This window comes from Paenibacillus sp. FSL R7-0312 (assembly GCF_038004445.1).
In the GTDB taxonomy this organism is placed as follows: Bacteria; Bacillota; Bacilli; order Paenibacillales; family Paenibacillaceae; genus Paenibacillus_AQ.
The window spans coordinates 5,290,705-5,316,729 of the sequence record NZ_JBBORE010000001.1; the positions used below are offsets into that span (position 1 = coordinate 5,290,705).

Below are 26,025 nucleotides of genomic sequence, written 5' to 3' on the forward strand. Positions count from 1 at the left end.
CAGGTGTTCTGTCTCTACAGCTTCCTGCTCAGCTTCTGCAGCTAATTGCTCTTCAACCTCAACCACTACCACTGCTTCCTGTTCAGCTTCCTCGGCTATTTGCTCTTCAACCTGTACTTCTCTCTGCGATTCTGTAATCAGGAAGCCATCCCTGAGCGTAAAAATCCGCTGCATTTGTTCAGCCACCTTGTATTCATGGGTAACCACAATAAACGTGGTCTTCATCGTACGGTTCAGATTCAGCAGAATGCTGATAATCTCCTCTTCGGTCTTGGAATCCAGGTTCCCCGTCGGCTCATCGGCGAAGATGACCGACGGCTCTGTGATCAGCGACCGGGCAATACTGACCCGCTGCTGCTGTCCACCGGAGAGCTGGGAAGGAAATAAATCCGCCTTGTCGGGAATCCCCACCTGCTCCAGCAGCGCAAGCGCCTTTGCCTTGCGGGCCTTGGGAGAGACCGACTGGAAGACCAGCGGCAGCTCCACATTCTCACGGACCGTGAGGCTTGAAATCAGCTCATATGCCTGAAAGATAAAGCCGATATTCTTGCGCCGGAACTCGGCAAGCTTATTCTCGCCCATCTTCACAATGTCCTGGTCGGCAATGTAGATATGACCTTCCGTAGGCTTCATCAAGCCGGCCATCAGATTAAGGAGCGTCGACTTGCCGGACCCCGAGCTGCCCAGTAGTGCAACCATCTCCCCCTGATTGATCGAAAAATTGATTTTATGAAGAACGGATGTCCATTCATTACCGCTTTTGTACGAATGCGTAATATCTTCAACACGCAACATGGAAGCTGCTCCTTTTTAGGCTGATGTGAATTTCAATTACTATGATTTAGGCGGAAGCTCTTCTTTGACGATATAGACCTGGCCGCCGAGCATCAGCCGTTCGCCCTGGAATTCATCATACAAGGTTAATTTATAAGTACCACCGCCGAGAGTTTTATACAGGCTTCTGTTGATGGCGAGCGAATAGACGTTGTTCGTTCCCTCAATCAGGTCGGTACCTATGATGAGCGTCTTTTCCTGCGAGATTCCGAAAGGATCGGTAATTTGTAGAATAAGCTTATGCTCCAAGGCTCCTGCATCGTATTGATAATCCCGCTTCAAATTGTAGTTAATTGAAATATTGATAGTATCCGTGGATATCATATGTCTGCCTTCTGAGCTCAGGAAGGAAATGGTATAAGGATATAGAACCGTATTCAGTAGTGTGGTTGCCGGTACATTGGCCTGCGGATTCAGCTGGAGCGCAGCCACATCTACAAATCCGGTCGCTTCCTCCTTACTCTCAATCAGCTTGCCTCCGTTGATACCGGCACCCAGATAGAGGGAGATGTCACTGATGTCCGTGGTTTTGGGCAGCTTGGTCCAGAAGACCACGAGCTGTTTCGCACCGGGAGCAGCGCTGTTATCTGATTGGCTAGGCGTTGCCTCAAAATATTGTCCATCTTTGGTTCTGTAATACGCCTGCAGCCGGGCCATCTTGCTCTGTCGCTTTTCTTCACTGCTCATGAGCAGCTCGGTATAGACCAGATTGTAATTTTCCCCTTCATAGACGGTCGTTCTGTTTTCCTGCACAGTGGCTGTTTTGCCTTTTCCATTGACGGTGTAGTTCTTGCCCTGCGGAATGATGGCGATACTGTTAATCGAGTTGTTAATGCTCAGATCCAGGAATGGAACGGTTTCTGTATTCTCTGTGCCGTATAAGGCGATTCGGATATCCCGGAACTCAGCCGTATAGGCGATTTTGCCGAGTACATACAGTACCACTGACTTGCCGGGGGCCAGAACCGAAGATTCTTTATTCTCCATGAACAGATCCGTAGTCACAAGCAGACTGTCATTATCGAGCTTGATGGAACCTTTAAGTTCCGGCAGGGTCAGCGACACGGATTGTGTATTGGTAATTTTCAGTCTGGCGGCTACAATATCATCATCTCTCCAAGGGTAACGCTGCACAGATTGAATACTGTAAGAGAAGGAGCCGTATGAATTCGTCGTCATGTACTCCTGCCCCGTCTGCACATCCGCACGAAGCGCGTAAGGAATGACGAAATAGGCAACCGGGAAAATCATTTTGGATGTCGTTGCTCCACTGCCGGCATTCCCTGCACCAGGCGTTCCTTCTGTACCTTCTGTACCTGCCGTACCAGATCCAATTGCTGTATCCGCGCCAACCGCTTCGATCATCATGAGCTGCAGCCCGGATTGCTCCACTTCAAGCGGTACGCGGACCGTCAGCGGAATGATTTTGGTCTCTAGCGGCTTGAGCGTAACTCCGCTTAACCCCTTCGCACTCACCGGGAAGGTTGTGCCTTTCTGGGATTTGACCGCCAGCTCATAGCTTGGCAGCGTGACTGCTTTGTTGCCGGTATTCTTGATCTGCATCTGAAAAGTCCATACCGCATCAGCATCCTGTGAATATACATTGGCATTGCGTATCAGCGTTTCTATGGTATTGCTGTTCACGATGATTTTTTTGACTACGCCGCTGCCGACGACCAGATTAGGCGATGTGGCCGCTGGAAGCTTATAGGCCGATTTCGGCAGCTCCAGCTTCGTAGTTTCATCCTTTTGCGTAAATTGAAGCTTCATATTATCCGTCTTGAGGTAAGCTGGTATTTCGGCCAGATAATAGATGCTCCGCTTCTCTTGCGGCTGAATCTTGTAATCCGCCTGCGTGCTGCTTAATGCAAGCTCAAAGGAAGTCCCGCTGGCGGATACCAGGTACGCGGAATACCCCGGATCACCCAGCACCTTGTTTCCTTTATTGGTCAGATTGAGCCCTACCTTGGCATAGACTTTGCCGCCGTATTTGTAGAGCTGCAGTGAATCCGCACTGACTGTAACAGGAATGTCGTTCATGGTGATATTCAGGCTTGTACCGGCTGCAGCAGCTGTGGAGTAATTCGCCGGAACTGCGTAAGAACCCGTCTGCTTCAAGTACCCCTTCGCCTTGGCGTCCCAGACCAGCATAGAGATCTTAAGGCCCTGCAAGGATGAAGTTTGTCCCACATTTACATAGTAGGTAACGCTCAGACTTTCTTTCGCTCCGACCTTTTTCTTCAGTGCATCCGTACCTACCGGATTTCCCGGAAGCACTGAACCTCCAGGTGTTACAACCCGTGAGAAATATTTCAGCAGACTCGCGCTTGAATTACCGGAATTGGTATATTTCAGCGTATAAGATACGATATTTCCGCCGGTCTGACTCCAGATGTTCACGTTCTCAAGTACTGCTGTCACCCCGGCTCCCAGCGTAACGGGATTGAATTTGAATGCTGGTGCAGCGGCAGATGCCGCCGCATTCTTAGTTGTTGCGGCTGCGGCGGCAACGGGGGCAGCGATGCTGCCGGCCAGCTGACCGGCTACAAGCGTACTCACGAGCAGAGCAGCATATGTAACTCTATACTTTCTCATTTATTTCCCTCCAGATGTATTTACTAGCAATATTATAGTTGCAGATCGCGTGGAAATTGTATCCACTTTGTAACCCTTCGCTTCCGTTTGTAACCTTCTCAAGCAAAAACATGTCAAGTACAGCACAAAAAGCGCTGATAATGTAACAAAGTTTGTTAATATTGTTTCGGCTACACTATGATTCTATGAGCTGAACAACCGTCTGTACTGGTTGGGCGGCATGCCTTCCAGCTGTCTGAAGACCTTAATGAAGTAACTGGACTGGTGAAAACCGCTCTGCAGTGCAATTTGCGCGACAGACAGCTCAGTCGAGACCAGCAGCAGCTTGGCACGGGCCATCCGGCAGTCACTTAAATAACGGTTCGGCGTCTTGCCCATTATGCTCCGGAACAGCCGCAGAAAATGATAGCTGCTGTAACCGGCAAGCCTAGCCATCGCTTCCAGTGTCCAGGGCCGCTCGCATTCGCTGTGTATCCTGTCGGCCGTGAGCCGGATGGAATGTCTGATCTCCAGCGGCACCGCCCCGTGCAGCGGCTCAGAATTCTGCATCAGGGTCACAAGAATCTCATAGAGCAGAGTAGACAGACGCGGTTCACTCCGGGTCTCATAAGCCGCACTTAGCCTGTACATCTCCTCGAAGACCGGTTCATAGCCCGTTCCGGGATCGAAGGTGAAAAAATAACCGCGGGAGTGATCCGCCTCCTCCAGCATCGGCAAAGATAAAGCTGTGGCGAAATGGACCCAGCGCACATTCCAGGCCTGGCCCGGCTCAGAACCGTATTGCTGGTAAGCCCCCCGCGGGAACAGAAACCCGCTCCCCCGCTTCATGGATATCCGTTCCCCTTCCTGGAACACATACCCTTCTCCGCCAAAGACCATATGTAGATTATAGCTGTTCAGGAGCCCTTCGCTTCTACGCTCTGCATGCTGGGGGAAGTCGCTGTAATGGCCCAGCATCTCCGGATAGCACACATAGTGCGTATATGCAGGCTGCGGCAGAACCCAATGTTTTTTCATATTAACTCTCACCTCCACCTGCCGTATATCAAGCACGCAATATAGTAATACAATAGCAATATTATGTTATATAAGTGTATACACTGCTGATAATACAATAGATTGGTATCAACTATAAAGCATATATTTACACTTGGAGGTTACTATGAAGAAACCTGTTGCTGCAGAACGATTCGAGCTTGGCGTCTGTTATTATCCCGAACACTGGCCTGAATCCATGTGGGCGGATGATTACCGCCGTATGGTTGAAACCGGATTCACTATTGTTCGTCTGGGCGAGTTCGCCTGGTCGGTCTTTGAGCCGGAAGAAGGTCAATTTCAATTCGGCCTGTTTGACCGTGCTATTGATTTGGCGCACAGCTACGGGCTGAAGGTCATTATGGGAACACCTACTGCCACTCCGCCTGCCTGGCTTACCGAACAATATCCTGAGGTATTAAATGTGACTTATGAAGGTGTGACGATGCAGCACGGCATGCGCCGTCATTATAATTACAGCAGTCCCAAATACCGCGAGCTCTGCGCCAGAATTGTGACTAAGCTTGCCGCGCATTACGGAAGCCACCCTGGTGTGTCCGGATGGCAGATTGACAACGAATTGAACTGTGAAGTCAATGTATTCTACTCGGAGAGTGACCATCTTGCCTTTCGGGCATGGCTTCAGGACAAATATGTAACACTGGAAAAGCTGAACGAAGCCTGGGGTACTGTGTTCTGGAATCAGACCTATACACGCTGGTCACAGGTCTATCTGACCCGGCCAACCCCCTCGCCGAACCAGCCCAATCCGCATCAGGCACTGGATGAGAAGCGCTTCATCTCTTATAACACGATTTATTTTGCCAAGATCCAGGCGGATATCCTCCGTGAACTGGCTCCTGACCAGTGGGTGACTACGAATGGCTTATTCGGACATCTGGACAGCCATGAACTGAATGACGAGCTGCTGGACTTCTTCAGCTATGATTCATATCCGCAGTTCTCCACCATTTACTTTGATCCGGCAGAGGTGAACCCGCTGCGTGACCGCGGCTGGGGGCTGTCACTCTCTGCGGTCCGCTCGGTAAGCAGCAACTTCTGTGTGATGGAACAGCAGTCGGGACCCGGCGGTTGGGTAAACCGGATGGATATGCCTTCTCCGAAGCCCGGGCAGATGCGGCTGTGGACTTACCAGTCTATCGCCCATGGTGCGGATATGCTGCTCTACTTCCGCTGGCGGACAGCTACTATGGGGAACGAAATCTATTGGCACGGCTTGAACGACTATCATAACCAGCCGAACCGGCGCGTGAAGGAAGCCGAGCAGATCGGCAAGGAGCTGGCAAAGATCGGCAAAGCCTTCATCGGCAGCCGGACTCAGGCTAATATCGCCATCGTGCGGGATTATGATAATGAGTGGGACGGGGAATATGACGTCTGGCACGGGCCATTCATGTGGCAGAGCAACAAGGAATGGTTCAAGGCACTGCAGCGGATGCATATGCCCAATGATGTTCTGTATATGCGCAGCAATACAACGCTTGCAGAGCTTGTGCGTTACGAGGTGCTGGTCTACCCGCACCCGGCCATTATGAGCGACGACACAGCGGCCCTGCTGGATCAATATGTACAGCAAGGCGGGAAGCTGATCTTCGGCTGCCGCACCGGATACAAGGATACCACCGGACAATGTTATATGCGGCCTTTTCCCGGAGCAGCCCAGGAGATGTGCGGTGTAACCGTGGAAGAGTTCACTATGGTCAAAGGAACACGTCAGCCTACCTCGATCCGTTGGACGAATAATCCAGAGACGCTCACGGGTGCGGATGCTTTCAATGATATTCTTCATGTGGAAGAGAACAGTGTCGAGGTTATGGGAACCTACGCTACCGATTATTATGCCGGCAAACCGGCAGTAACCCGCAACAAGCGCGGCAAGGGGGAAGTCTGGTACTACGGGGCTGTATTTAATGAGCAGGCCGTGCTGCAATTGATCGGAAGTTTGGGACTGAATTCACCAGCTGCTGAATGGCTGGAATTGCCGCCGGAGATTGAGCTGCAGATCCGCGCTTCTGAGGAGAATACCACTGCAGGACTCACCTTCCTGCTTAACTATAGTGAAGAACCGGCAGAGATCGTGCTTAAGAAATCCAGAACGGATCTGCTGAGCGGACAAACCCTCAGTGGAAATTATACGCTGGATGGATATGGCGTTCTGGTGCTGGAATAACAATTGCTATGAAGTCTAGGGCATGACTATATCAAAATAAAAGGGTTCCGCCGCCGCAGATTGCTCTGCGGATAGCGGAACCCTTTTGCTGCTGCAAGCTGCCCGGCACCGAAACTGGCGAAGGCATTGCAGCATATAAAATATAGAATTTCCTTGCAATACGCTGTGAATTATTAGATATTAAAAACTGAAATTCATATTCAGTTTCAACGTGGAAGTTAGTTATAGTTGTATTATGTGCAATTATAAACAGAGAAAAAGCATGTTTGCCTCTTATAACTGTAGTCTGTACAACTAAATTTGCCCGAATGGGCGAGCCCCCCTCTACATAGGGCAGTTTAATTGCACGATATACAACTAAACGCTTAAACACTAGTAAAACAGATGGTTTAGTTGTACAAAGTACAATTAAGCTTACCTGATATACCGTAGCCAGTCACTGTCAAACCTTCAGCAAGCAGTTTACCAAAGTAGGTATTACAAGTTTATATGTGATGCTATACATAGCTTGGAGATGAATAGTTTGGACTATAGAGGAGCGAGTGAATCCGTGAAGCCAGAATTCATACAACAGGAGTCTCCGGCGAATGGCCGCCTGCAGCAGGATGCCCTTGAGGTACCGGAGGGGAATGACACCTTCCTGCAAGGGGTCAAAGACTGCCTCCCTACTCTGCTCGGCTATCTAAGCATTGGCTTTGCAGCAGGTGTTGTGGAGAAAACGGCCGGCCTCTCCATTGCCGAAATCGCCATGATCTCCATTATTCTTTATGCCGGATCAGCACAGTTTATCGCCGCAGGAATGATTGCGGCCGGAAGCAGCGCCTCCAGCATCATTATCACAATTCTGCTGGTCAATCTGCGTCATCTGCTGCTGAGCGCGGCGATATCGCCGTACTTCCGCCATTTGAATCCGCTGCGCAATCTGCTGATTGGATCACTGCTTACCGATGAGACCTTCGGGGTAGCCATCCAGAAGAGCACCTCCAGGAAGCGGATCAGCGAGAAATGGATGCACGGGCTTAATATTACAGCCTATTTGAACTGGTTCCTGGCCAATATCGCCGGCGCCTTCCTCGGACAGTGGATATCCAGTCCGGAGAAGTGGGGGCTGGATTTCGCTCTGCCCGCCATGTTCATCGGACTGCTGGTGCTGACGGTCATGGCACGGCGCAAATATCTGCTGGACATTACCGTCGGCTTCATAGCTGTCATTGTTGCCGTTCTGGTCTCTATTCTGTGGTCGCCCAGCATGGGCGTGATTGCGGCAGCTCTTGTAGCCTCTACGATTGGAATGGTGATTGAACAATGGAAATAAGACTGGACATCTTCTTCATTATCCTGGGTGCTGCACTTGTTACCTTCCTTCCCCGCGTTCTTCCGCTTATGCTGCTTAGCAGGATCTCCATTCCGGACTGGGGGATGCGCTGGTTAAGCTTTGTGCCGATTGCGGTAATGGCTGCATTGGTCGCCCAGGAACTATTCGTAACAGACGGCAAGTTCGCGGGGCTTTCCACGAATATGGAGCTGATCGCGGCATTCCCCTCCTTCTGGATAGCCGTCAAAACCCGCAGCCTGCTCGGAACCGTAGTTACCGGTATCCTGGCGCTGATGCTGCTGCGTCTGCTGTTTTAAGCTCTTATACTTCAGCTTCCAGCTTCAGCGTCTCTTTTACATAATCGCCAATATGATGAATCGCCTGCTGCGCTTCAGGCAGCAGCGCAGCCAGCATCTGAAACACACTCCACATGTTCTCCCACACTTCCAGCGTGGCGGGTGTCCCATCCATCAGTGCCTTACCGGCCAGCCGCTCGGCATCGCTCAGCAGAACCTCGTGATCACCTACTTGAATGAACAGAGGCGGCAATCCAGTGAGGTCTTGTCTCAGCGGTGATAATAGTGCAGGAGCTTCCCCGGCATACTCTCCAAGATAATCTTCCAGAATACGCTGATTAGTCTCCCTGCTTCCTGTGGGATCTCTATCTGCCCGGCTCGTATAAGACTCTCCGTCCAAATGAACAAGATCTCCATGAGGCGAGAGCAGGAATGCGCCGCCAGGAAGCGCCTTCTCTTCATCCCGCAGAGAGATCAGCGTCATAAGGGCCAGCGTGGCACCTACAGAATCTCCGCCAAATATGATGTGCCCGGGCTTGAAGCCCTGGTCCAGCAGCCATTGGTACGCAGACAGGCAATCTTCACCTGCAGCCGGATAACGAAATTCCGGAGCCAGCCGGTATTCCACAGTAAGCACAGCAATTCCGCTGGCGGCCGAGAGCCTAGCGGCCAGATCCCGGTAAACTGCACAGCTGCCGGCCACAAACCCTCCGCCGTGGAAATACAGAATTACCTTAGTCTCCCTATTTGCATCCGTTTTTTCATCAGCCCTGACCCACTCCCCACTGAACCTCTCTGTCCTTACCTGCTCAACCTGCACACCGTTTAACGCAGGCAGTTGTCCGGTGGATTCCGCAAGGGCGGCGCGGATCTCTTGGGCAGGTTGTCCCGGATACGGTTTATTGTACTTCAACTGGTTGGAAATGGCCTGCAGCAGTCCGGCCGGAGTTACACTAGGGCATATCATAACGGTTCATTCCTCCTCTTAATCGTTCATAGACACAATATAAACCCTGTACCGGAGTACAGGGTCAAGTGGCTATCTCAGATTAAATTCCCGCCGATTCAGCCTTTCATGTTCAAGATATCAAGAGTCTCCTGAATACCTGGATGTATGTCCTGTGTAAGGAGGCTGCTCTTCAATTCTTCCAGCTTTGTGCGGGTCTTGTGCCGTTTGGCAATCTCCAGATCTACAGCGGCCATTTTACTTTCAATGACTGTAATAAAGTCCGGTATTCCGATACTGCCGTCTGCAGATTTGACCAAAGCTTTCTTGATCTCACGCAGAGTGAAGCCGCAAGCTTTCGCATTCTGAATGAAAGCGATCCGTCCCAGTGCTTCCTCCGGATACATCCGGTATCCGCTGGACGTGCGCTGCGGCTGCGGAATCAACCCGTATTTCTCATAAAATCTTAGCGTTTCTATGTTTACTCCGGCCTCTTTGGCCAGCTCGCCTCGTAAATATGGGGTCATCCCTATTTCTCCTTCCTGCAGGATTAGTTAGAGCTTCAACTGTTCTTTAAGTGCGGTAATCTCTTCAGCAGAGAGCTCAGTGAGGTCTGAGTGTTCATCTGCATATCTGGCCTTATTATAAAGGGCAAGCAGACGGCTATAGGCTTGCCCTTCGCTGCCCGGATTTTTGCGCTGCCGCTTCTGTCCTTCCGACCACGCTGCCACATCGGCACCCGTCTCCCGAGGGGTCAGATATGCCTTCACCTCATATCCGTCGATATGCTTGGCGCGAAGCCAATGCCGATAGAGCCAGCGGATGCGTGCCCGGCTTCCGTCCATCGTCTCCCACCGGTCCCGGCGGCTGGATGGTGTAAGCTTGGTACGCAAGTAATCTCTGAAACCCTGAACGGTCTGCTCCCAAGTGAATAGGCTGGTCTCTTCATCCTGATAACCGGCAGCAGCTGCAGGCGATTCTCTACGCAGTAGTGTCAACAGCCAGTCCATTGCTCTGCGGAGTAGTCCACCGGTATTTCTGTATAGCCAGCGTACACCGTAATACAGCACCACAACTATTGCAGCCGCCCCTATAATATAGAAGCCAATGTTAAGAATTGCGGCCAGAATGCCAGGTTCGCCGGCTTCCGCTGCCGGGAATTCCTGAATGGCTTGTGGGGGAGCCTCCTCCGGCGGAGGTTCTTCTGCACCGGAAGACAGCCGGCTGAGCCAGGTGAAGAAGAGCCTCGCCGCATTCCACAGCAGCATACCCACCGCTTTGCCTCCGCCCGCCGCCAGGATTGCCGCCAGGACAATGAAGCCCGCCAGATACAGGTGGTTATGCCGCCGCAGGCCTTCGGGCAGACGTGCTGAATCACTGTTTAAGGAGCTGTAGCGCAGATGGCTGCTGCTCGAGTCAATCAGTGCCAGCACCAGACATAAGCTTCCGCTCCAGGTTAGAATAGTCACATTATCCTGCAGCTCCGGAATCCGGGAGAAGGCTATTGAAGCAATGAAATAGATTGTGATTCCGGCCAGATAGATTCTGAACCGGTTCATCCGTGAAGCAGTAGTCATGCCAAGATAGGCACAGACTGCGGCACCCGCTACCAGCGGGATGCCCGGAAGTGTCAGTATGCTGCTTATCAGTCCGGCTAAGAGACCCATCAGCAGCGCTGCCAGCAGCTGCTGCCATAACCGGCTGCACTTATAGCGCAGCAGTACACCGCCTGCAACCAGCAGCGGTAATAGGTAAATCCACCGGACCACTGCTTCACCGGATTGCAGATAAGCCTGAAGAACCAGCCAGACAGGCAGAAGCAGCAGCCAGTCTATGAATGCAGTAATCCAAAGCGCAAGGTTGGCCTGGAAGGAAGACGAGAAACGGAGCTTCATCGCGCTGCACCGCCTTCTTCCGGAATATCCAGCCATTCTACGCCATTCCCCATGAAGCTTAATGCAGCAGCAGCAGCCTGCAGCTCCGCCCCCCGGTGACAGGTAATGATCAGATAATCTGCATCACCCTCCCCCTTCTCTGCTTCAATCTCCATCAGCCTGCTCATTGGCAATGTTCTGTCCAGATTCAGTCTGGCCAGCATGCCCAGGAATTCTTCAGCATGTGATATTGGCCAGGTATCCACCGGCTCTCTTGCCCCGCCGCCGTCCAGCCTTCCGTTGCTGAGCAGCCGGGTCTCAATGCCATGGCTGATGGCATATTCAGCCACAGTCGCCGCATACCGGATGCCTAGCTCAATCCGCTCCACATCGGTTACGGTCCGCCACATGGAATCGCTGATCTCCACGTTCAGGCAGATTACAAGCCTTGAATCGGCCGTGTAATCCTTCTGATGCACCTGCATGCTTCCTGTCCGGGCTGTCGCTTTCCAGTTAATCGAAGCCAGGGAATCCCCTGCACTGTACTCACGGGTACCTGCGGACAGGAACGGATCTTCTACAATCCAGCGCTTGACGGGCAGCTCGCCGAGCCAGCTGTGCACCGGCAGCGGAAGCTCATGAAATTGAAGCAGCCCCGGGTAGACAAGGAGCTCCAGCTGCAGCGGGAATGTCTTCGATCTGCGGCTCATGCCGAAGAGATCCCCCGTGGTCATGGTTGCGGTCTCCAGAAGAAACAATCCGCGCTCCCGGCAAATCACATTATGCCGGCGTTTGATGTGGCGGTAAGACCTTAGAAAGAACAGGCTGACGTGATTCTGTGAGATCTCGCCGCTGCTGATGCCCAGATTCTCCTGGGAACCGAACTCAAGCCCCCGGGCGATACTGGATTCCAGACGCAGCCAAGGCAGCGGAAGCAGCTTCTTATTCATGATCTCCTCGACCATCTCCACCTGCTCTCCTGCATATACGGCCTTGGAAGAGAAATAGCGGGTATATGTAACCTTCTTAAGTGCGTTACGGTCGTATACAGCAGAGACGAACAACAACAGGAACAGCGTGCTTGCAATGAACCACGGCAGCGACATGGCTCATTCCACCCTTCCGCCTCTGGACAGGACAGCAGCCTCCGCCGGAACCTCCACCTCGCGCAGCACCTGTAGCACGACCTCTGCCGATTGCCCCTCGCGGACTCCGGGTCCGCGCTGAAGGATGAGCCGGTGTGCAAGCACCGGAACGGCCACGGACTTAATATCATCCGGAAGTACATAATTCCGCCCTTGAATCAGAGCATACCCCTGCGAAGCACGCAGGAGGGCGAAGCTTGCCCGGGGGCTCGCACCCAGCCGGACAGCAGGAGATTTACGTGTAGCTTCGACCACACTGATCATATACGCCAGCAGTTCATCACTTACATTAATACCAGCGGTAAGCCGCTGCATCTCTTGAATTTCCTCTGCACCTGCAACCGCACCGGTATCCTCCAGCGGGTTGTTCTGGCGGAACCGCTGCAGAATATGAACCCCTTCATCGAATGTAGGGTACCCTGTTGTAATCCGCATTAAGAACCGGTCGAGCTGTGCCTCCGGCAACGGGAACGTCCCCTGGCTGTCAATCGGATTCTGCGTGGCGATGACCAGAAATGGCCGCTGCAGCTCATGAGTCACACCGTCGATGGTAATCTGCCGCTCCTCCATACATTCCAGCAGGCTTGACTGGGTACGCGGAGTGGCCCGGTTAATCTCATCAGCGAGCAGAATACTGGCGAATACCGGACCTGGACGGAATTGAAATTCCCCGCTTTTCTGGTTGTAGTAGTTGATGCCGCTTAAGTCAGAAGGCAGCAGGTCGGGCGTGAATTGAATCCGCTTGAATGTGCAGTCCAGCGAGCGGGCGAGTGTTTTGGCAAGCAGCGTTTTGCCTGTTCCGGGCACATCCTCCAGGAGGACATGACCATTTGCGAGCAAAGCGGTCAGCAGCAGGTTTACACCATCATCTTTTCCGACAATAACCTTAGCCAAATTTTCCCGGATCGATTCAATTCGAGCAGATGCTTCTTGAAGATTCATGTATAATGACACCATCCTATTCCAAAAAAAGGTATGTACTATAGCTTCATCATACCAGAAAGCGTCTACATTATATAATTGGGAGAATCAACAGTCATTTCAGCTGCTTGCCGGACTTCGAGCGTACCCATGCCACGATAAAATAGTACACCGGTATAAACTCCACAATCAGCCAAAAAATAGTCGTATTGAAAGAATAATAATTGTGGTAATATACGGCCACATTCATCGAGTATACAAATGCAATGGTAATGGAACAGACCGTCAGGAGCGGAATCATAACTTTTTTTGCTTTTTGTCTGGTAAGATACAAGGCGCATTTATAAGCAACATAGATCATAAAAGAGCTGTGAATAAACATTGAGGACGACCATATGCCAATCAGAATCGGATCAGAGTTTCCCAGGAGATCATCATTCGAGGAACTGCGGATCATCTGCAGGAAGGGAAACTGCAGTTCCTTCCCGAGATACGGGCCGAAATTCAGCATAGTCATAAGCCATACAATCAGAACAATCAGTATCACAGTGCCCCCCCCAAGACTCAGTGGCTTCATGATCTTATTGCTGATCTTAAGCTCCGGGGCAACAAAAAGAAACACAACCCATTCGCCAAACCAGGACATCACCGTAATCGAATCCTTAATGACGATACGCGGGTCATGATAATGGAGAAATGCCGGAAGCATAGCATATTCTGCATGCTGGATGAATAAATACGTACTTAGAATAGCGAAGACAATGCAGATCAGAGCAATGCCTTCCGACATATACACCATAGAGGCCAAACCCAGATGAGCGGTGTACATAATGACAAGACCCACAACAAGTATAATAAAAAGCGGGGGAGTTCCGCGCAAATAATTGCCTCCGAAGAACAGTGCGAAATTTTGTATATCATATGATACGTAATAAATACACCAGCACAAGAGCAGAATCACTATGATTCCATGCAGCCACTTCCCCATGATCTCTGCCCCGAACTCTACCCAGCCTATTTCCGGCTTGAGCTTTCCCACCAGGATCGTGAAATATAACAGAATCAGGCCGAGGAAACCGCCTAGAATCAGGCTTATCCAGCCTTGGTAGGATGAGGTTTCAATGAGACCGGGAATCAGAAACATCGTGCTTTGAGAGCCCAGGTATACAATCGAGAACCGAGTCATTTGCCATTTCGATGTCCGCATATTTTCTCCTTCGCCCCCTTATTTCTCCGAACCAAAATCTGCAATTTTAAAATCAGCTGTCACCTTGATCCGGGCCTCCCTGCTGTAATAATCCTCCCAGTGATCACGCAGACGTTTCCATTCTTCCGGATAATTCCATTCCAGCAGCATACCGAGCTGAAGTACATCTACTCCCGCCTTCTGCACATTTTCCAGCGTCTCCGAAACTTCCTTTACCACTTTCTCCTGAAGTTTGGTCTTAAGCAGATGGCTGAGCTGGTCCGCTTTACGTTGATTGGAGTCCTTGAAGGAGGTTATACTCGCCCGGCCTTTTAGCTTCACATGGAATTCTGGCCCTCCAGGAGTCATCTTGACAGAGGAGGAGGCCTTGTCATTCAGAAAATACGCAGTGGCAGTCCCCTTTCCGTCATCCTCCCAAGCAAACGAATTTACAGATTGAACGTAATGATCTGCCGCCCAAGCCAAGGCTCTACCCTCTTTCACCTTCAGTATGGCCTTCATCTTCTTATCCTGAAACAGCATCACACCGTCTACCCCGCACCAATATTCTTTCTTCCCCTGCTCAGAAGTTTCACTTTTTTTGCCGAAAGACAAATAATTCATGGCATAGCCCATATGGTAGGATTCCGACAGTATGCAGTCTCTGATTGTAGTGCTGAACAGAACCTTTTGCCGGGCCATATTATTGAGTACCTGATCGGGCAATTGCTCGAAGACCGGTGTCAGCAACGGGATCTCCTTAGCCTTGCCCGGAGCAGCCATAATATAGGTTCCGAGAGAATTCTCAGGCTGCCGCTGGAACCATTCCAGCATATCTCCTATCCCCTGCTTGGCATATTGTTTGCCCAGTACAATTATCTTGAGATGTGAAGCCTCCATTTTGCGTGACAAATCCTTCTGAATCAGCAGGATAGCTTCCGGAATGGTCGGTGCAGTCTTGGATACCATAGAATAGCTCTTTCCGTCTCCAGCCCCGCCCCCTTGTGTGCCTGAATCCAGACGGTTAGGGAGCGGTGAACTGATCGTCACCTCAACCGTTCCGGGTTCCTCACCAACGTCAATAAACAAGCCATAGACAAAGGTCAATTCGTCCAGTTCCAGCTTGGACCAGCAGCCGGTCAGATTCATAAGCAGCACTAACACAAGGATCAGCTTGAGTGGTTTCATTGCTTCTGTCTCCTTTTATTCTTCCTGTCGGTATAAGAAGAGCTGCGCTCCGTCATATACTGGGACGGAACACGGACCACGGTATCCTTCCAGTCTTCAAGAACCAGCGGAGCCACCGGCTGGAGAAAGGGAGTGCCGAACGATTTTAGATTAGCCAGATGGCCATATATGATAAAGACGGCAATGAAGACGCCAATCAGTCCCATCGTCCCCCCCAGAATCAGGAGCACGAAACGCAGCAGCCTGAAGGTCAATCCAAGCTCAAGATGGGGGATGATGTAGGAGGCGATACCCGTAATGGAAACTACAATGACCATGGGTGCTGAGACAATTCCCGCCTGTACCGCTGCCTGCCCTATGACAATACCGCCGATAATAGAGACAGTCTGGCCAACCGGCTTCGGAATGCGGGTCCCTGCTTCTCTCAGTGCTTCGAAAGTAAGTTCCATGATCAAAGCTTCCGTCAGTGCGGAGAAAGGGATATTCTCACGGGCGGCAGCAATGGTGATCAGCAGGTTGGACGGAATAATCTGTGCGTGGAAGGTTGTGATCGCCACATATAAAGAAGGCAGAATCATCGATATCAGCGAGAAAAAGAAGCGGACCAGCCGGATCCAGCTGCCGGCATAGAAGTTCTGGTAATAATCCTCAGAGGATTGCAGGAGCGCAAAGAAAGTTACAGGTGCCAGTAATGCCGACGGGGTACCGTCCTGCAATATGCTGATTCTGCCCTCCATCAATGATGCGGCTACAGAGTCGGGACGTTCTGTATATTGATAGATTGGAAAAGGTGAAAAATCCCCCTGGCGCATATGCTCAGCCAAATAGCTGATGCCCAGAATTCCGTCGACTGAAAGATTATTTAGTTTCTCTTCCATTTCATCCAGGATTTCCGGCTTACAGAGCCCTTCGATATAAACCAGATATACATCGGTTTTGGTGTATCTGCCAATCGAGAAATGTTTGGTCTTCAGATCAGCATGTTTGATTTTGTGCCGCAGCAAGGACAGATTCGTCTGAACATCCTCGATAAAAGCCTCCTGGGGTCCAATGACCACCAGCTCGTTCTGTGATTCGGACACTGCCCTCTTCTGATATTGGGTAATTTCGAAATAATAGACATAAGGCAGCCCTTCAATACATAGAACCGGATTCCCGCTGACAATCAGCTCCACGGCCCTGTCCGGATGAAAAGCCTTCATATATGGAATCACAAAGGCTGAGCCGCGGTCCAGACGCTCCATGAATTGCGGCCAGTCCGGTTCACTGTTAGCCTCTGATTTCAGCGGACTGGCAACAAATTCCTGCAAGCTAAGCATGTCCACGATGGCAGGTATATAGATCAGGATGCAGGCGTGTCCGTACACATGTATCGACTGGTATACAGCATCACTGCAATCTGTGAGCTGTTCTTGGATGAGCTCAAGTATATTCTTGTCCGGCACCCTGCCTGCCTCCTTCCGGCTATAGAGAATCTTCCTTAGTGTGCCAGAACACCCTCAATTTATGCCTCTAAGCGCAAATAGCCCCACTATGCGGGGGCCCGAAACCTATAAATTCTATTAAAAAAGGAGCCGGATCACCCCGGCTCCTCCATTAAACGGTGCATTATCGTTGCTGTATCTGTCCTTAGAAGCCCATCACAGGATGAGGAATATAAGGCTCCTCCAAACGGAGTACATCTTCCGGACTGAGCGTGACCGACACCGCTGCAGCGGCATCCTCCAGATGGCTCATGCTGGTCGCTCCGACAATTGGTGCTGTGACCGGCTTCTTCTGCAGGACCCAGGCTAGTGCAACCTGGGCACGCGGAAGACCCCGTTCTTCAGCAATCTCCTTCACTCTCAGCGCCACAAGGCGGTCGGCTTCCTCCGTCCGGGAGTACAGCAGCTTAGCAAATTGGTCACTTTCCGACCGGGTACTCGTCTCCTGCCAGTCCCGGGTCAGCCTCCCGCGGGCCAGCGGACTCCAGGGAATCACTCCGATCCCTTCCGCTTCGCACAGCGGCAGCATTTCCCGTTCTTCCTCACGATACAGCAGATTCACATAATTCTGCATCGATACGAACCGGGTCCAGCCGTGCCGCTCCGCCACATGCAGTGCCTTCAGAAACTGCCAGGCAGACATCGAGGATGCTCCGATGTAGCGAGCTTTGCCCGCCTTCACCACATCATGCAGCGCTTCCATCGTCTCTTCAACCGGGGTCGACGGGTCCCAGCGGTGAATCTGGTACAAGTCCACATAATCCGTCCCCAGCCGCTTCAGGCTATGGTCGATCTCGCTCATAATAGCCTTGCGCGACAAACCTCCGCCATTGGGGCCGGGACGCATTTTACCATGCACCTTTGTAGCAATGACCACTTCATCCCGGGAGGTGAAATCCTTGAGCGCACGTCCGACAATCTCTTCGCTGGTACCGTCAGAATAAATGTTGGCCGTATCGAAGAAGTTGATGCCCAACTCCAGCGCTTTGCGGATAAACGGCCGGCTCTCTTGCTCATTCAGTGACCAGGGATGGGTCCCGCGCTCCGGCACCCCGTAGCTCATACACCCCAAGCAAATCCGTGATACATCCAGTCCCGTTGTTCCCAGCTTCACATATTCCATAATCGGCAGATCCTCCTTCTGGCTAAATAGATCTTATGAAATCGATTATAGTATACCGCTGCCGGTTAGCTTCAACCAATATTTTGTGTCAATTTTGGATAAAAGGCTTCAGTCTCTTCAGCAAGGTCTGCAGCTGTTCTGAGCAATTTTCGTACATCTGCTTGGCTTCTTTATGCTTCGTAGACAAGCTGAACAGCTCCAGATCGGCTTCGCATTTCTTCAGCAGCGCATACAGCTGGGGCTTGTCCTGCGGCTGCTGAACCTCCACACTATCCGTGTACAAATCTACGGTAAGCTCACCGTAAGAGTCTACCTGGCCCAGGAATACATTTTCCGCGCTCAGATTCAGCTTCTCCAGTTCTCCCTGCAGCCAGCCGCGCGACAGATTCAGGGCATCGAGTGGTTCATCCATAATTTCGCCGTCCATTATCACCGCCTGAGTCTCTCTCTCTGGAGCAACCTTAATTCCAAGATGCTTAGGTGTAAGCGGCTGATTCTCACGGGTGAGCAGCACATTGATTGCACCGTCCGACTCCATAATGGCAAATTCAACATCGGCCACTTTGAAGACATCCTTCTTGCGCAGCTCCTCCAGCAGCTCGTCCGTCGACAGACGCTCCTTCTTCATATTGTCTTCCAGGATCTTACCGTCTTTGATCAGTACGGTCGATTTGAAATCAATGAAATCCCGTGCTTTCTTGCTCTTGATCTGCAGGAACTCAATCCCGAATGAGAAAGCAACCCAGACAAGTAGGGCGATCATGCCTAGATGCCAGGTTTTGTCTGTATCCAGCGAGATATATGCTGCAATACTGCCTATAGTAATTCCCGTAATGTATTCGAAAAAAGACAGCTGTGATACCTGTCGCTTCCCCAGCATTTTGGTAAGGAAGAAAAGCACTACTACAGCAAAAATTGTCCGAAGAATGACCTCCAGTGCTTCCGGCATTCGTAAAACCTCCTGTGAAGTTATTCATGTTCCGCATATGTATCTTCATTATTTGTCACAACAGGCGGAAAATAACCAAGAGAATAAATTCCTGCTGCCAAACGGCGCACTGGCCTTCTGCTCAATGGGATTTATTACCTGTATTTCATACTGCCGGATGCGGATACTACGCTGTGAGATTTTGTTCCAACCCAGACCCGAGGAGGTAATGATCCAATGACTGTTGCATCACAGGTCAAAACCTGCGTAGCTTCGCTGAAGAGCGCCCAAGCCAGTCTTGAGCAGTTTGCCATGGAAACCCAGAACGAGGAAGCCAAGACCCTGTTCACCAGTGCTGCAGAGCAGACGCTGCAAATTGTCCAGCAAGTGGAAGGCCGCGTAACCGAAATCGAGAAAGAAGAGCCGCAGTATAAAGGGTTCTAACTTGCATTAGTTATCAAGAACGGTAAATAGGCTGATCCATACGCAGATTTCCCTGCAACCGGATCAGCCTATTTGTTACTTTTGAATACAAGTCTCACAGTTTAACTGCATCGGCAATTAATGAAATAAAACCTAACTTCCCCTCCGCATTACGGTGATCAAAACGCTTCGACCGGTAGATGAAACCGCCGCGCTCATCCCAGGGAAATTCATGAAATTGGCCGGATTCATCACAGTATTCCAGCAGTTTAACCTGATACCCTGCGGCAGTGAACATCTTCTGCAGAGTAATATAAGTATGTACGATCCGGTGGGAGGCAGCAGGATGGTCCAGCGGTCCCGGCCCGCCGATCTGCACAATGTTCTGATAAGCTTCATCAGGGAAGAACCCGTCCGGAACAGCACAGCGGATATATCCGCCAAGAGCCACCTCCGCTTCCAATCACTACTTTTAACGGTTCATTCAACCGGACCACTCCTTGGTTAGCATTCACTACCCTGGTATCCATTGTAATCTCATTTGTAGAGATCAGGAATACAGCTTTGTCAGCTTTCCATGGATTTATGTGACTTGTTTTGCAACCTCTGGTGAAGCGGACTGACATTCCTCTATTTGCTCAGATTGGGCGAATTTACTGCGCAAGCGGACTCAGATTCCGTTCCTGTCTGACTGAATGAAGAGGGGGCAGCCAATCGGCTGCCCCCTCTTCCACTCAATTTATTTATCAGGCACATTCCGCTCGGCATTCCGGATAAATTCCGCAATGTTCAGCTTGCTGCCTGTCCGCGTACTCTCCAAAGCGCCAAGCACCATCGCCATACTGTAGCGGTTGTCGCGACAGTCAGTCTCGGCGGGACGCTGCTCCGCTAGTGAGCGGAACATCTCTTCAAGACAGCCCTGATGGAAGGTCTCCTTCATCTGCACAGCCGGCCCTTCTACCCGCTCATATTCATTGAGGAACTGTCCGGAAGCTTCACCGCCACCGATAATCTCGGCATACGGCATATCCCGGCCATCCCAGATCGCTGCCCCCCGTTCCCCCTGGACCCGCCATGACGCTTCCCAGGACGTAGGCGCGCCTTCCGCACACCACGAGCCCTGATAACAGAATACGGAGCCGTCTGACATTTCGAAGATACAGATGGCTGCCGCATTCCCTTCATACCATGATCCGGGAGGGTTAAATTCCTGGCAGTACACACTTACAGGATCGGCGCCGCTGATAAAGCGGGCCTGATCGAAGGTATGGATGGCCATGTCCAGGAGCAGCGGGCTGTCCATCGCTTCCCGGAATCCGCCGAAATGCGGGGCCAGAAAGAAGCTTGCGCTTATGGAACCCGTTCTCCCTATTGCTCCCGAGGTGATTAACCCGCGCAAAGAGCGGATATGCGGATCATACCTGCGGTTCTGCATTACGGCATGGCTCAGCCCGGTACGTCCGGCCATGTTAACGATTTCATTACATTGCTCCATCGTTTCTGCCAGCGGCTTCTCGGTGAAGACATGACATCCGGCTTCCAGTGCCTTACTGGCAATACTGAAATGGCTCGAAGGCACGGTGATATCGAACACCAGATTAGCCGCTGTAGCTTCAATTGCCTGTGATATATCTGTAAATACCGGGCAGGTCAGTCCATGCTTCTCACCCATGGTCTGCGCGGATTCCACCCGGATGTCTACGAGTCCGACGATTTCAATTTCAGTATGCTTCACCGCATAACTGATCCATTCATTAGCCATGGCTCCACAGCCCGCTACAACTACACGATACTCTGCTGTCATAGGTGTTCCCCGCTTTCTGGATTAGACCGGATTCGGCACGAAGCTTCCGCCCCGGCATTTTTTCAAATAATGGAGCGCATGAACCTGGCCTGTCATTTCCAGGTCATCACGATAAACGGGATCATGCCAGCCTTCGATATCAATCGTTCCTGTGTACCCGGCCTGCCGCAGTATTGAGATTACATCAGTCCAGTTCGTATCTCCAAAGCCCGGTGTCCGGTGCCACACATACGGCTTAGGTCCGTGAATTCCGTATTCCTTGATAATATCCCAGGCAATCGTAGCGTCCTTGCCGTGCACGTGAAAAATTTTGTCCGTCCATTTGCGCAGCTGCGGAATCGGATCAATTAGCTGCACCATCTGGTGGCAGGGCTCCCATTCCAGACCCAGGTTATCGGCATCCACCGCATTGAACATTTTCTCCCAAGCTGTAGGGTTATGGGCAATATTCCAGTCCCCGGATTGCCAGTTTCCATCCATGGAACAGTTCTCAAAGGCGATTCTGACACCGCGGTCCGCAGCTCTTTTGGAGAGCTCACCGAACACCTCTGCGAATTTCGGAATGGATTCGTCGATTGAAACCCCAGGCAGACGTCCGGTAAAGCCGGAGACCATATCGCTTCCAAACAAATGGGCATGATCGATCAGCCGTTCCCAGCTAGCCAGAGCATCGGAGTTATCCCCAGTGCCTGTAAGCGGATTCCCGAATATCCCTACAGAAGAGATCACGAAATCATGCTCCGCGGCCAATTCACGCACCCGTGCAGCAGTTTCTGTCAGATCCGTATTTCCCGTCGTCTGCCAGAAGGTCAGGCTGAATGATTCGAATCCGTGTCCTATAATTTGCGGAATCACTCTTAGTGCATCTCCGCCTCCCACCAGTGTCCCGATTCTCATTGTATCCTGCATCTTGTATACCACTCCAATATTGGTTTATAGTTAGTTCAATAACCCAAGTATATCCCTCATTTCGGGCAAAATCTCTTCTTATCTTGCGTTAAACTAGCTGAATCTTGTGGGAGTTGAAGCCATTATGACATATCCGAAAGAACTGAAGGAATATCCTGCGCTCGAGGAGAAGACCTATCCATTCCGCTTATTCTTCAACCATTGCAGGGATGCCAAGCCCCAACAGAATATCCTGTTCCTGCACTGGCATGAGCATTTCGAGATTATTGTCATGCGTGAAGGCCGGGCGATCTTTCATGTGGACAGCAAACCTTATGAGGCCGGCCCCGGAGACGTGATCATGGTACCTTCCGGCGGGCTGCATGTCGGCTATAGCCTGGATAGCGGGGATGTTTCCTATGTCTCAATTGTTTTTCATGCCTCATTGTTCAAGGACCGCAATCAGGATTCCCAGCATGAGCAATATGTGGCACCTTATCTTAGCAACCGGTATCAGTTTCCTGTCATGCCAGTGGTCCACAACCCGGAATGCGCCTCGTATTATCCCTTGCTTGAGCGGATTATTGAGGAAGTGCAGGCAAAACAACCGGCTTTTCAGCTTGTGGTGAAGAACCAGCTCCACTTATTCTTCACACACCTGTCCCGTACATTTCCCGCGCAGCAGAGCGAACGCCATTCTATCAACCGCGAACGCTTCAAGCCGTTGCTGGAATATCTGGAAACACATGTCGATCAGAAAATGTCGGTCGAGCGTGCTGCCCGCTTTGTCAATCTGAACGCTTTCCATTTCTGCAAAACCTTCAAGAAGCTGACAGGACGCACCTTCATCGACTATGTGAACCTGTGCCGGATGGATGAAGCCGAGCGGCTGCTTAAGGAGACCGGCTTCAGCATTACAGAGATTTCCGGCAGAGTCGGCTGTGACAATCCCAATTATTTCACGAAGCTCTATAAGCAGTACAAAGGCCTGACACCCTCTATGGTACGTAAATAGCCCTCTGTTTTTAAAATTGAAGCAAGCAGCAATACGCCCATAACAGAAAACAGCGATTCTCCAGTAACGGGAGAATCACTGCTTTTTGACGTTTGAAGCTTTTGAGAAATATGAGAATCTGACTTGTCAGTAGAATGTCTACTTTTGGGATAGCCCCTTATACATTGTAGTATCTACATTTCAGATATCGGAACCCAGCGCCGCTCTTCAATCGAACGTTCCACAGCTTCCAGTACAGCCTGGCATTTCACACCGTCACGGAAATTCGGCTCAGGCTGACGGCCTTCGGCAATCGCATTCGACAGCTCCAGCATCTCGTGAATGAATGTGTGCTCAAATCCAATGGTATGGCCCGGCGGCCACCAGGCTTCAGCATAGTCATGTGCAGGATCGGTGGCGAGCACTCTCCGGAAGCCCTGCACATCTTCGTCATCCGAGGTCAGATAGACCTCCAGTTCGTTCATCCGCTCGAAGTCGAATTTCACACTGCCCAGACTGCCATTGATCTCAAAAGAATTGGTCGAACGATGCCCGGCAGCGAACCGTGTCGCCTCAAAGCTGCCCAATGCGCCGTTTGCAAAACGGGCCAGGAACAAAGTAGCATCATCCACCGTTACTGCGCCGCGCGGTGCATCTTTGCTGGCCCGGGCGCTAAGACCTGTCATCTCCGTTGCCAGCGGCCGTTCCTTGACGAATGTCTCACTCATGCCAATGACCTCCTGCACATCGCCTACCAGGAAATGGGCCAGATCAATCAGATGCGCCCCCAGATCCCCATGCGATCCTGAGCCGGCAATCTCCTTCTGCAGACGCCAGACCAGCGGGAATTCAGGATCGAGAATCCAGTCCTGCAGGAACCAGGCACGGAAATGATAGACCTTTCCGAGCCGCCCGCTCTCAATCAGCCGTTTCGCCAGCCTGACCGCCGGGGAGAAACGGTAATTGAAGCCAACCATATGAACAATGCCGGCCGCCTCTGCAGCCTGGAGCATTTCTCGCGAATCTGCCAGATTCAGCGCCAGCGGCTTCTCGCAGAAAATATGCTTGCCAGCAGCAGCCGCCGCCAGCGCAATCTCCTTATGGGCATTGCTCGGCGCATTGATGTCGATTAGATCAATATCGCTGCGGGAGACCAGCTCCTTCCAGTCCGTCACACCTTCCGACCAGCCCAGCTGGCCGGCGGCCTCCTGCAGCGCTTCTTCATTCCGTCCGCAAATGACAGACATTTGCGGTTTGAGTGCCTGGGGGAAGAACATGGGCAGACTGCGGTAGGCATTACTGTGGGCTTTGCCCATGAACTTATAACCTATCATTCCGATCCGTAGCTGTTTCATTTGAAGCCTCCTCTACTAAATTCACTACTCCATGTACACGCATACATTTTCTCATCCAAGCGGCGCTCCGTCAAATTGCTTCTTGCGCAGATGACCAGCTCTGCACAGATTGGATGAATCGCTTCCGTTGCCTCGAAACGTATTTCATCGAATGGACAGTGAATCCTAATATATCAAAAAGAACGTCCCTTCTGCCAACCTGCAGCATGGGACGTTCTTCGTCATTTTTCACAAGTATGAAATTATGCTTTGTAGAGCTTAGCAAGCCCGCCCTCTGAAGTTTCACGGTACCTGCTGTTCATATCCAGGCCTGTCTCATACATGGTCTGTACAACTAGATCAAAGGATATCTTACGGGTACCAGACAAGAATTTGGCCAGGCTCAGCGCATTGATCGCCCGCATCGCACCGACAGCGTTCCGCTCAATGCAAGGGATTTGAACCAGTCCGTTAATCGGATCACAGGTTAACCCCAAGTGGTGTTCCATAGCAACCTCCGCCGCATACTCAATCTGGTCGATCTCCATACCAGACAATTCAGCCAGTGCAGCCGCTGCCATAGAGCAAGCCGTGCCGACCTCCGCCTGGCAGCCGCACTGAGCGCCGCTGATGGACGCGTTCTGCTTGACCAGATTGCCAATGAGCCCGCCGACCGCTAGAGCCCGGAGGATCTGTTCATCCGGAACCTGCATCTTCTCCTGCATATAACGTAGCGAGGCGGGCACGACACCGCTGGCCCCGCAGGTCGGGGCCGTTACGACAGTGCCGGCGGCGGCATTCTGTTCGTTGACGGCGAAAGCGTATGCGCTGACGATCCTGTTCTCCCTCGTCTCCGGGCTCTCATCCATATCCCGCTGATGATACAGATATTTCGCCTTGCGTTCGACTTCAAGACCGCCCTCCAGAATACCTGTGACAGACAGCCCTTCGTCGATCGAACGCTTCATCGCTTCCCAGATTCCTTGGAGGAAATCCCAGATCTGTTCGCCTTCACGCTGCTCAACGTAATCGCTTAGGGAGATATGATTCGCTTTACACAAGGTACTGATTGCTACAAAGGAGTTCTCCGGGTAGACATCGGGCGTTTGCATCTCCTCCCGCCCCTCAATAACGATGTCCCCGCCGCCAATACTGACAACACGCATAGATGAGGTTTGCCGCCCGTCTTTGTAAGCGAACAAGTCCATGGTATTGGGATGTGGCAGAACAAAATCTGCCTGTGGAACAAATTCAACCTCCGCCGGAACGGGTGAAAGTGCTCTAAGAATAGCCTTGTCCGTCAAATGGCCTTTGCCTGTTTTGGCAAGGGAACCATAAATTAACGCCTTGAATTGGTCTGCGTCTTCATTCTCTGATTTGAAGATCCTGGCCGCCTTCTCCGGCCCCATAGTATGGGAGCTGGACGGTCCACTGCCAATCTTAAATAGCTCAGTCAACGATCTCATAGCACCCTTATCCCTTCTCAGTTGTCTTTGGCTTAAGCTCTTCATCCTGCGGCTT

21 protein-coding genes and 2 pseudogenes are annotated in these 26,025 nt (G+C 51.4%); 5 read left to right on the forward strand and 18 right to left on the reverse strand.

What is annotated here, in order from left to right; genetic code table 11:
* Positions 1-129 precede the first annotated feature (129 nt).
* From MKX70_RS23035 to MKX70_RS23045, 3 genes and pseudogenes are all read right to left on the reverse strand, one after another.
* A pseudogene (locus tag MKX70_RS23035) lies at positions 130-795 on the reverse strand (ABC transporter ATP-binding protein); the annotation flags it as partial.
* Positions 796-834: 39 nt separating this feature from the next.
* Positions 835-3,429, reverse strand: a complete 2,595-nt coding sequence (locus MKX70_RS23040) for a hypothetical protein (RefSeq protein WP_340840824.1) — start codon at positions 3,427-3,429, stop codon at positions 835-837.
* 183 nt (positions 3,430-3,612) lie between these two features.
* A complete protein-coding gene (locus MKX70_RS23045) occupies positions 3,613-4,446 on the reverse strand; it encodes a helix-turn-helix transcriptional regulator (protein ID WP_042236228.1) in 834 nt (277 codons plus the stop codon).
* A gap of 145 nt (positions 4,447-4,591) precedes the next feature.
* On the opposite strand from MKX70_RS23045, the gene MKX70_RS23050 reads away from it, so the two are divergent.
* From MKX70_RS23050 to MKX70_RS23060, 3 genes are all read left to right on the forward strand, one after another.
* Entirely contained in the window at positions 4,592-6,655 is a 2,064-nt protein-coding gene (locus MKX70_RS23050; RefSeq protein WP_340840825.1) for a beta-galactosidase, read from the forward strand.
* Positions 6,656-7,250: 595 nt separating this feature from the next.
* Positions 7,251-7,970 carry an AzlC family ABC transporter permease gene (locus tag MKX70_RS23055; protein WP_340841687.1) on the forward strand — a complete coding sequence of 240 codons (720 nt, stop codon included), beginning with the start codon at positions 7,251-7,253 and terminating at the stop codon, positions 7,968-7,970.
* Complete coding sequence (locus tag MKX70_RS23060; RefSeq protein ID WP_340786505.1) at positions 7,961-8,287, forward strand: AzlD domain-containing protein; 327 nt, start codon at positions 7,961-7,963, stop codon at positions 8,285-8,287. The genes MKX70_RS23055 and MKX70_RS23060 overlap by 10 nt, the downstream gene beginning before the upstream one ends.
* Positions 8,288-8,291: 4 nt before the next feature.
* Here MKX70_RS23060 and MKX70_RS23065 read toward each other — a convergent pair whose 3' ends face one another.
* The 10 genes from MKX70_RS23065 to MKX70_RS23110 form a co-directional block, all read right to left on the reverse strand.
* Positions 8,292-9,233: an alpha/beta hydrolase gene (locus tag MKX70_RS23065; protein ID WP_340840826.1), complete on the reverse strand. Its 942-nt coding sequence runs from the start codon at positions 9,231-9,233 to the stop codon at positions 8,292-8,294.
* 98 nt (positions 9,234-9,331) lie between these two features.
* Entirely contained in the window at positions 9,332-9,739 is a 408-nt protein-coding gene (locus tag MKX70_RS23070) for a MerR family transcriptional regulator (RefSeq protein WP_042236223.1), read from the reverse strand.
* A gap of 27 nt (positions 9,740-9,766) precedes the next feature.
* Positions 9,767-11,107: a hypothetical protein gene (locus MKX70_RS23075; RefSeq protein WP_340840827.1), complete on the reverse strand. Its 1,341-nt coding sequence runs from the start codon at positions 11,105-11,107 to the stop codon at positions 9,767-9,769.
* Positions 11,104-12,192 (reverse strand): DUF58 domain-containing protein, encoded by a 1,089-nt coding sequence (locus MKX70_RS23080; RefSeq protein WP_340840828.1) that lies wholly within the window; start codon positions 12,190-12,192, stop codon positions 11,104-11,106. Before MKX70_RS23080 ends, MKX70_RS23075 begins: the two co-directional genes overlap by 4 nt.
* 3 nt (positions 12,193-12,195) lie before the next feature.
* Positions 12,196-13,173 (reverse strand): AAA family ATPase, encoded by a 978-nt coding sequence (locus MKX70_RS23085; protein WP_340840829.1) that lies wholly within the window; start codon positions 13,171-13,173, stop codon positions 12,196-12,198.
* Positions 13,174-13,267: 94 nt separating this feature from the next.
* Positions 13,268-14,359 carry a GerAB/ArcD/ProY family transporter gene (locus MKX70_RS23090; protein WP_340840830.1) on the reverse strand — a complete coding sequence of 364 codons (1,092 nt, stop codon included), beginning with the start codon at positions 14,357-14,359 and terminating at the stop codon, positions 13,268-13,270.
* Positions 14,360-14,377: 18 nt separating this feature from the next.
* Positions 14,378-15,526, reverse strand: a complete 1,149-nt coding sequence (locus tag MKX70_RS23095; RefSeq protein ID WP_340840831.1) for a Ger(x)C family spore germination protein — start codon at positions 15,524-15,526, stop codon at positions 14,378-14,380.
* On the reverse strand, positions 15,523-16,971 hold the full coding sequence (locus tag MKX70_RS23100) for a spore germination protein (protein ID WP_340840832.1): 1,449 nt from the start codon (positions 16,969-16,971) through the stop codon (positions 15,523-15,525). Before MKX70_RS23100 ends, MKX70_RS23095 begins: the two co-directional genes overlap by 4 nt.
* A 184-nt stretch (positions 16,972-17,155) precedes the next feature.
* Positions 17,156-18,133, reverse strand: a complete 978-nt coding sequence (locus tag MKX70_RS23105) for an aldo/keto reductase (RefSeq protein ID WP_042236208.1) — start codon at positions 18,131-18,133, stop codon at positions 17,156-17,158.
* 88 nt (positions 18,134-18,221) lie between these two features.
* Entirely contained in the window at positions 18,222-19,082 is an 861-nt protein-coding gene (locus MKX70_RS23110; RefSeq protein WP_042236206.1) for a DUF421 domain-containing protein, read from the reverse strand.
* A gap of 216 nt (positions 19,083-19,298) precedes the next feature.
* Between MKX70_RS23110 and MKX70_RS23115 the strand changes: the two genes are divergently transcribed.
* Positions 19,299-19,505 carry a DUF1657 domain-containing protein gene (locus tag MKX70_RS23115; RefSeq protein ID WP_042236203.1) on the forward strand — a complete coding sequence of 69 codons (207 nt, stop codon included), beginning with the start codon at positions 19,299-19,301 and terminating at the stop codon, positions 19,503-19,505.
* A gap of 94 nt (positions 19,506-19,599) precedes the next feature.
* On the opposite strand, the pseudogene MKX70_RS23120 reads toward MKX70_RS23115, so the two are convergent.
* The 3 genes and pseudogenes from MKX70_RS23120 to MKX70_RS23130 all read right to left on the reverse strand — a co-directional run.
* Positions 19,600-19,923: pseudogene (locus tag MKX70_RS23120) on the reverse strand (class I SAM-dependent methyltransferase); the annotation flags it as partial.
* Between the two features lie 300 nt (positions 19,924-20,223).
* Positions 20,224-21,288 carry a Gfo/Idh/MocA family protein gene (locus MKX70_RS23125; protein WP_042236201.1) on the reverse strand — a complete coding sequence of 355 codons (1,065 nt, stop codon included), beginning with the start codon at positions 21,286-21,288 and terminating at the stop codon, positions 20,224-20,226.
* A 21-nt stretch (positions 21,289-21,309) separates the two neighbouring features.
* Positions 21,310-22,197: a sugar phosphate isomerase/epimerase family protein gene (locus tag MKX70_RS23130; RefSeq protein WP_042236199.1), complete on the reverse strand. Its 888-nt coding sequence runs from the start codon at positions 22,195-22,197 to the stop codon at positions 21,310-21,312.
* A 124-nt stretch (positions 22,198-22,321) separates the two neighbouring features.
* Between MKX70_RS23130 and MKX70_RS23135 the strand changes: the two genes are divergently transcribed.
* On the forward strand, positions 22,322-23,191 hold the full coding sequence (locus tag MKX70_RS23135; RefSeq protein WP_042236198.1) for a helix-turn-helix domain-containing protein: 870 nt from the start codon (positions 22,322-22,324) through the stop codon (positions 23,189-23,191).
* Positions 23,192-23,364: 173 nt separating this feature from the next.
* Here the strand turns inward: MKX70_RS23135 and MKX70_RS23140 are convergent, their stop codons facing one another.
* The gene (locus MKX70_RS23140) at positions 23,365-24,525 is read right to left on the reverse strand and encodes a Gfo/Idh/MocA family protein (protein WP_042236195.1); all 1,161 of its coding nucleotides are present in this window, start codon (positions 24,523-24,525) and stop codon (positions 23,365-23,367) included.
* Positions 24,526-24,767: 242 nt separating this feature from the next.
* Positions 24,768-25,970 (reverse strand): L-serine ammonia-lyase, iron-sulfur-dependent, subunit alpha, encoded by a 1,203-nt coding sequence (locus MKX70_RS23145; RefSeq protein ID WP_340840833.1) that lies wholly within the window; start codon positions 25,968-25,970, stop codon positions 24,768-24,770.
* Between the last annotated feature and the right edge of the window lie 55 nt (positions 25,971-26,025).

What these genes read in the sequence shown, in the direction of transcription:
- MKX70_RS23080 (WP_340840828.1), bottom strand. Translation starts at nt 12,192, where the DNA reads ATGTCGCTGCCGTGGTTCATTGCAAGCACGCTGTTCCTGTTGTTGTTC.
- MKX70_RS23050 (WP_340840825.1), top strand. Translation starts at nt 4,592, where the DNA reads ATGAAGAAACCTGTTGCTGCAGAACGATTCGAGCTTGGCGTCTGTTAT.
- MKX70_RS23070 (WP_042236223.1), bottom strand. Translation starts at nt 9,739, where the DNA reads ATGACCCCATATTTACGAGGCGAGCTGGCCAAAGAGGCCGGAGTAAAC.
- MKX70_RS23145 (WP_340840833.1), bottom strand. Translation starts at nt 25,970, where the DNA reads ATGAGATCGTTGACTGAGCTATTTAAGATTGGCAGTGGACCGTCCAGC.
- MKX70_RS23125 (WP_042236201.1), bottom strand. Translation starts at nt 21,288, where the DNA reads ATGACAGCAGAGTATCGTGTAGTTGTAGCGGGCTGTGGAGCCATGGCT.
- MKX70_RS23065 (WP_340840826.1), bottom strand. Translation starts at nt 9,233, where the DNA reads ATGATATGCCCTAGTGTAACTCCGGCCGGACTGCTGCAGGCCATTTCC.
- MKX70_RS23060 (WP_340786505.1), top strand. Translation starts at nt 7,961, where the DNA reads ATGGAAATAAGACTGGACATCTTCTTCATTATCCTGGGTGCTGCACTT.
- MKX70_RS23045 (WP_042236228.1), bottom strand. Translation starts at nt 4,446, where the DNA reads ATGAAAAAACATTGGGTTCTGCCGCAGCCTGCATATACGCACTATGTG.
- MKX70_RS23085 (WP_340840829.1), bottom strand. Translation starts at nt 13,173, where the DNA reads ATGAATCTTCAAGAAGCATCTGCTCGAATTGAATCGATCCGGGAAAAT.
- MKX70_RS23075 (WP_340840827.1), bottom strand. Translation starts at nt 11,107, where the DNA reads ATGAAGCTCCGTTTCTCGTCTTCCTTCCAGGCCAACCTTGCGCTTTGG.
- MKX70_RS23135 (WP_042236198.1), top strand. Translation starts at nt 22,322, where the DNA reads ATGACATATCCGAAAGAACTGAAGGAATATCCTGCGCTCGAGGAGAAG.
- MKX70_RS23040 (WP_340840824.1), bottom strand. Translation starts at nt 3,429, where the DNA reads ATGAGAAAGTATAGAGTTACATATGCTGCTCTGCTCGTGAGTACGCTT.
- MKX70_RS23090 (WP_340840830.1), bottom strand. Translation starts at nt 14,359, where the DNA reads ATGCGGACATCGAAATGGCAAATGACTCGGTTCTCGATTGTATACCTG.
- MKX70_RS23130 (WP_042236199.1), bottom strand. Translation starts at nt 22,197, where the DNA reads ATGCAGGATACAATGAGAATCGGGACACTGGTGGGAGGCGGAGATGCA.
- MKX70_RS23105 (WP_042236208.1), bottom strand. Translation starts at nt 18,133, where the DNA reads ATGGAATATGTGAAGCTGGGAACAACGGGACTGGATGTATCACGGATT.
- MKX70_RS23095 (WP_340840831.1), bottom strand. Translation starts at nt 15,526, where the DNA reads ATGAAACCACTCAAGCTGATCCTTGTGTTAGTGCTGCTTATGAATCTG.
- MKX70_RS23115 (WP_042236203.1), top strand. Translation starts at nt 19,299, where the DNA reads ATGACTGTTGCATCACAGGTCAAAACCTGCGTAGCTTCGCTGAAGAGC.
- MKX70_RS23110 (WP_042236206.1), bottom strand. Translation starts at nt 19,082, where the DNA reads ATGCCGGAAGCACTGGAGGTCATTCTTCGGACAATTTTTGCTGTAGTA.
- MKX70_RS23140 (WP_042236195.1), bottom strand. Translation starts at nt 24,525, where the DNA reads ATGAAACAGCTACGGATCGGAATGATAGGTTATAAGTTCATGGGCAAA.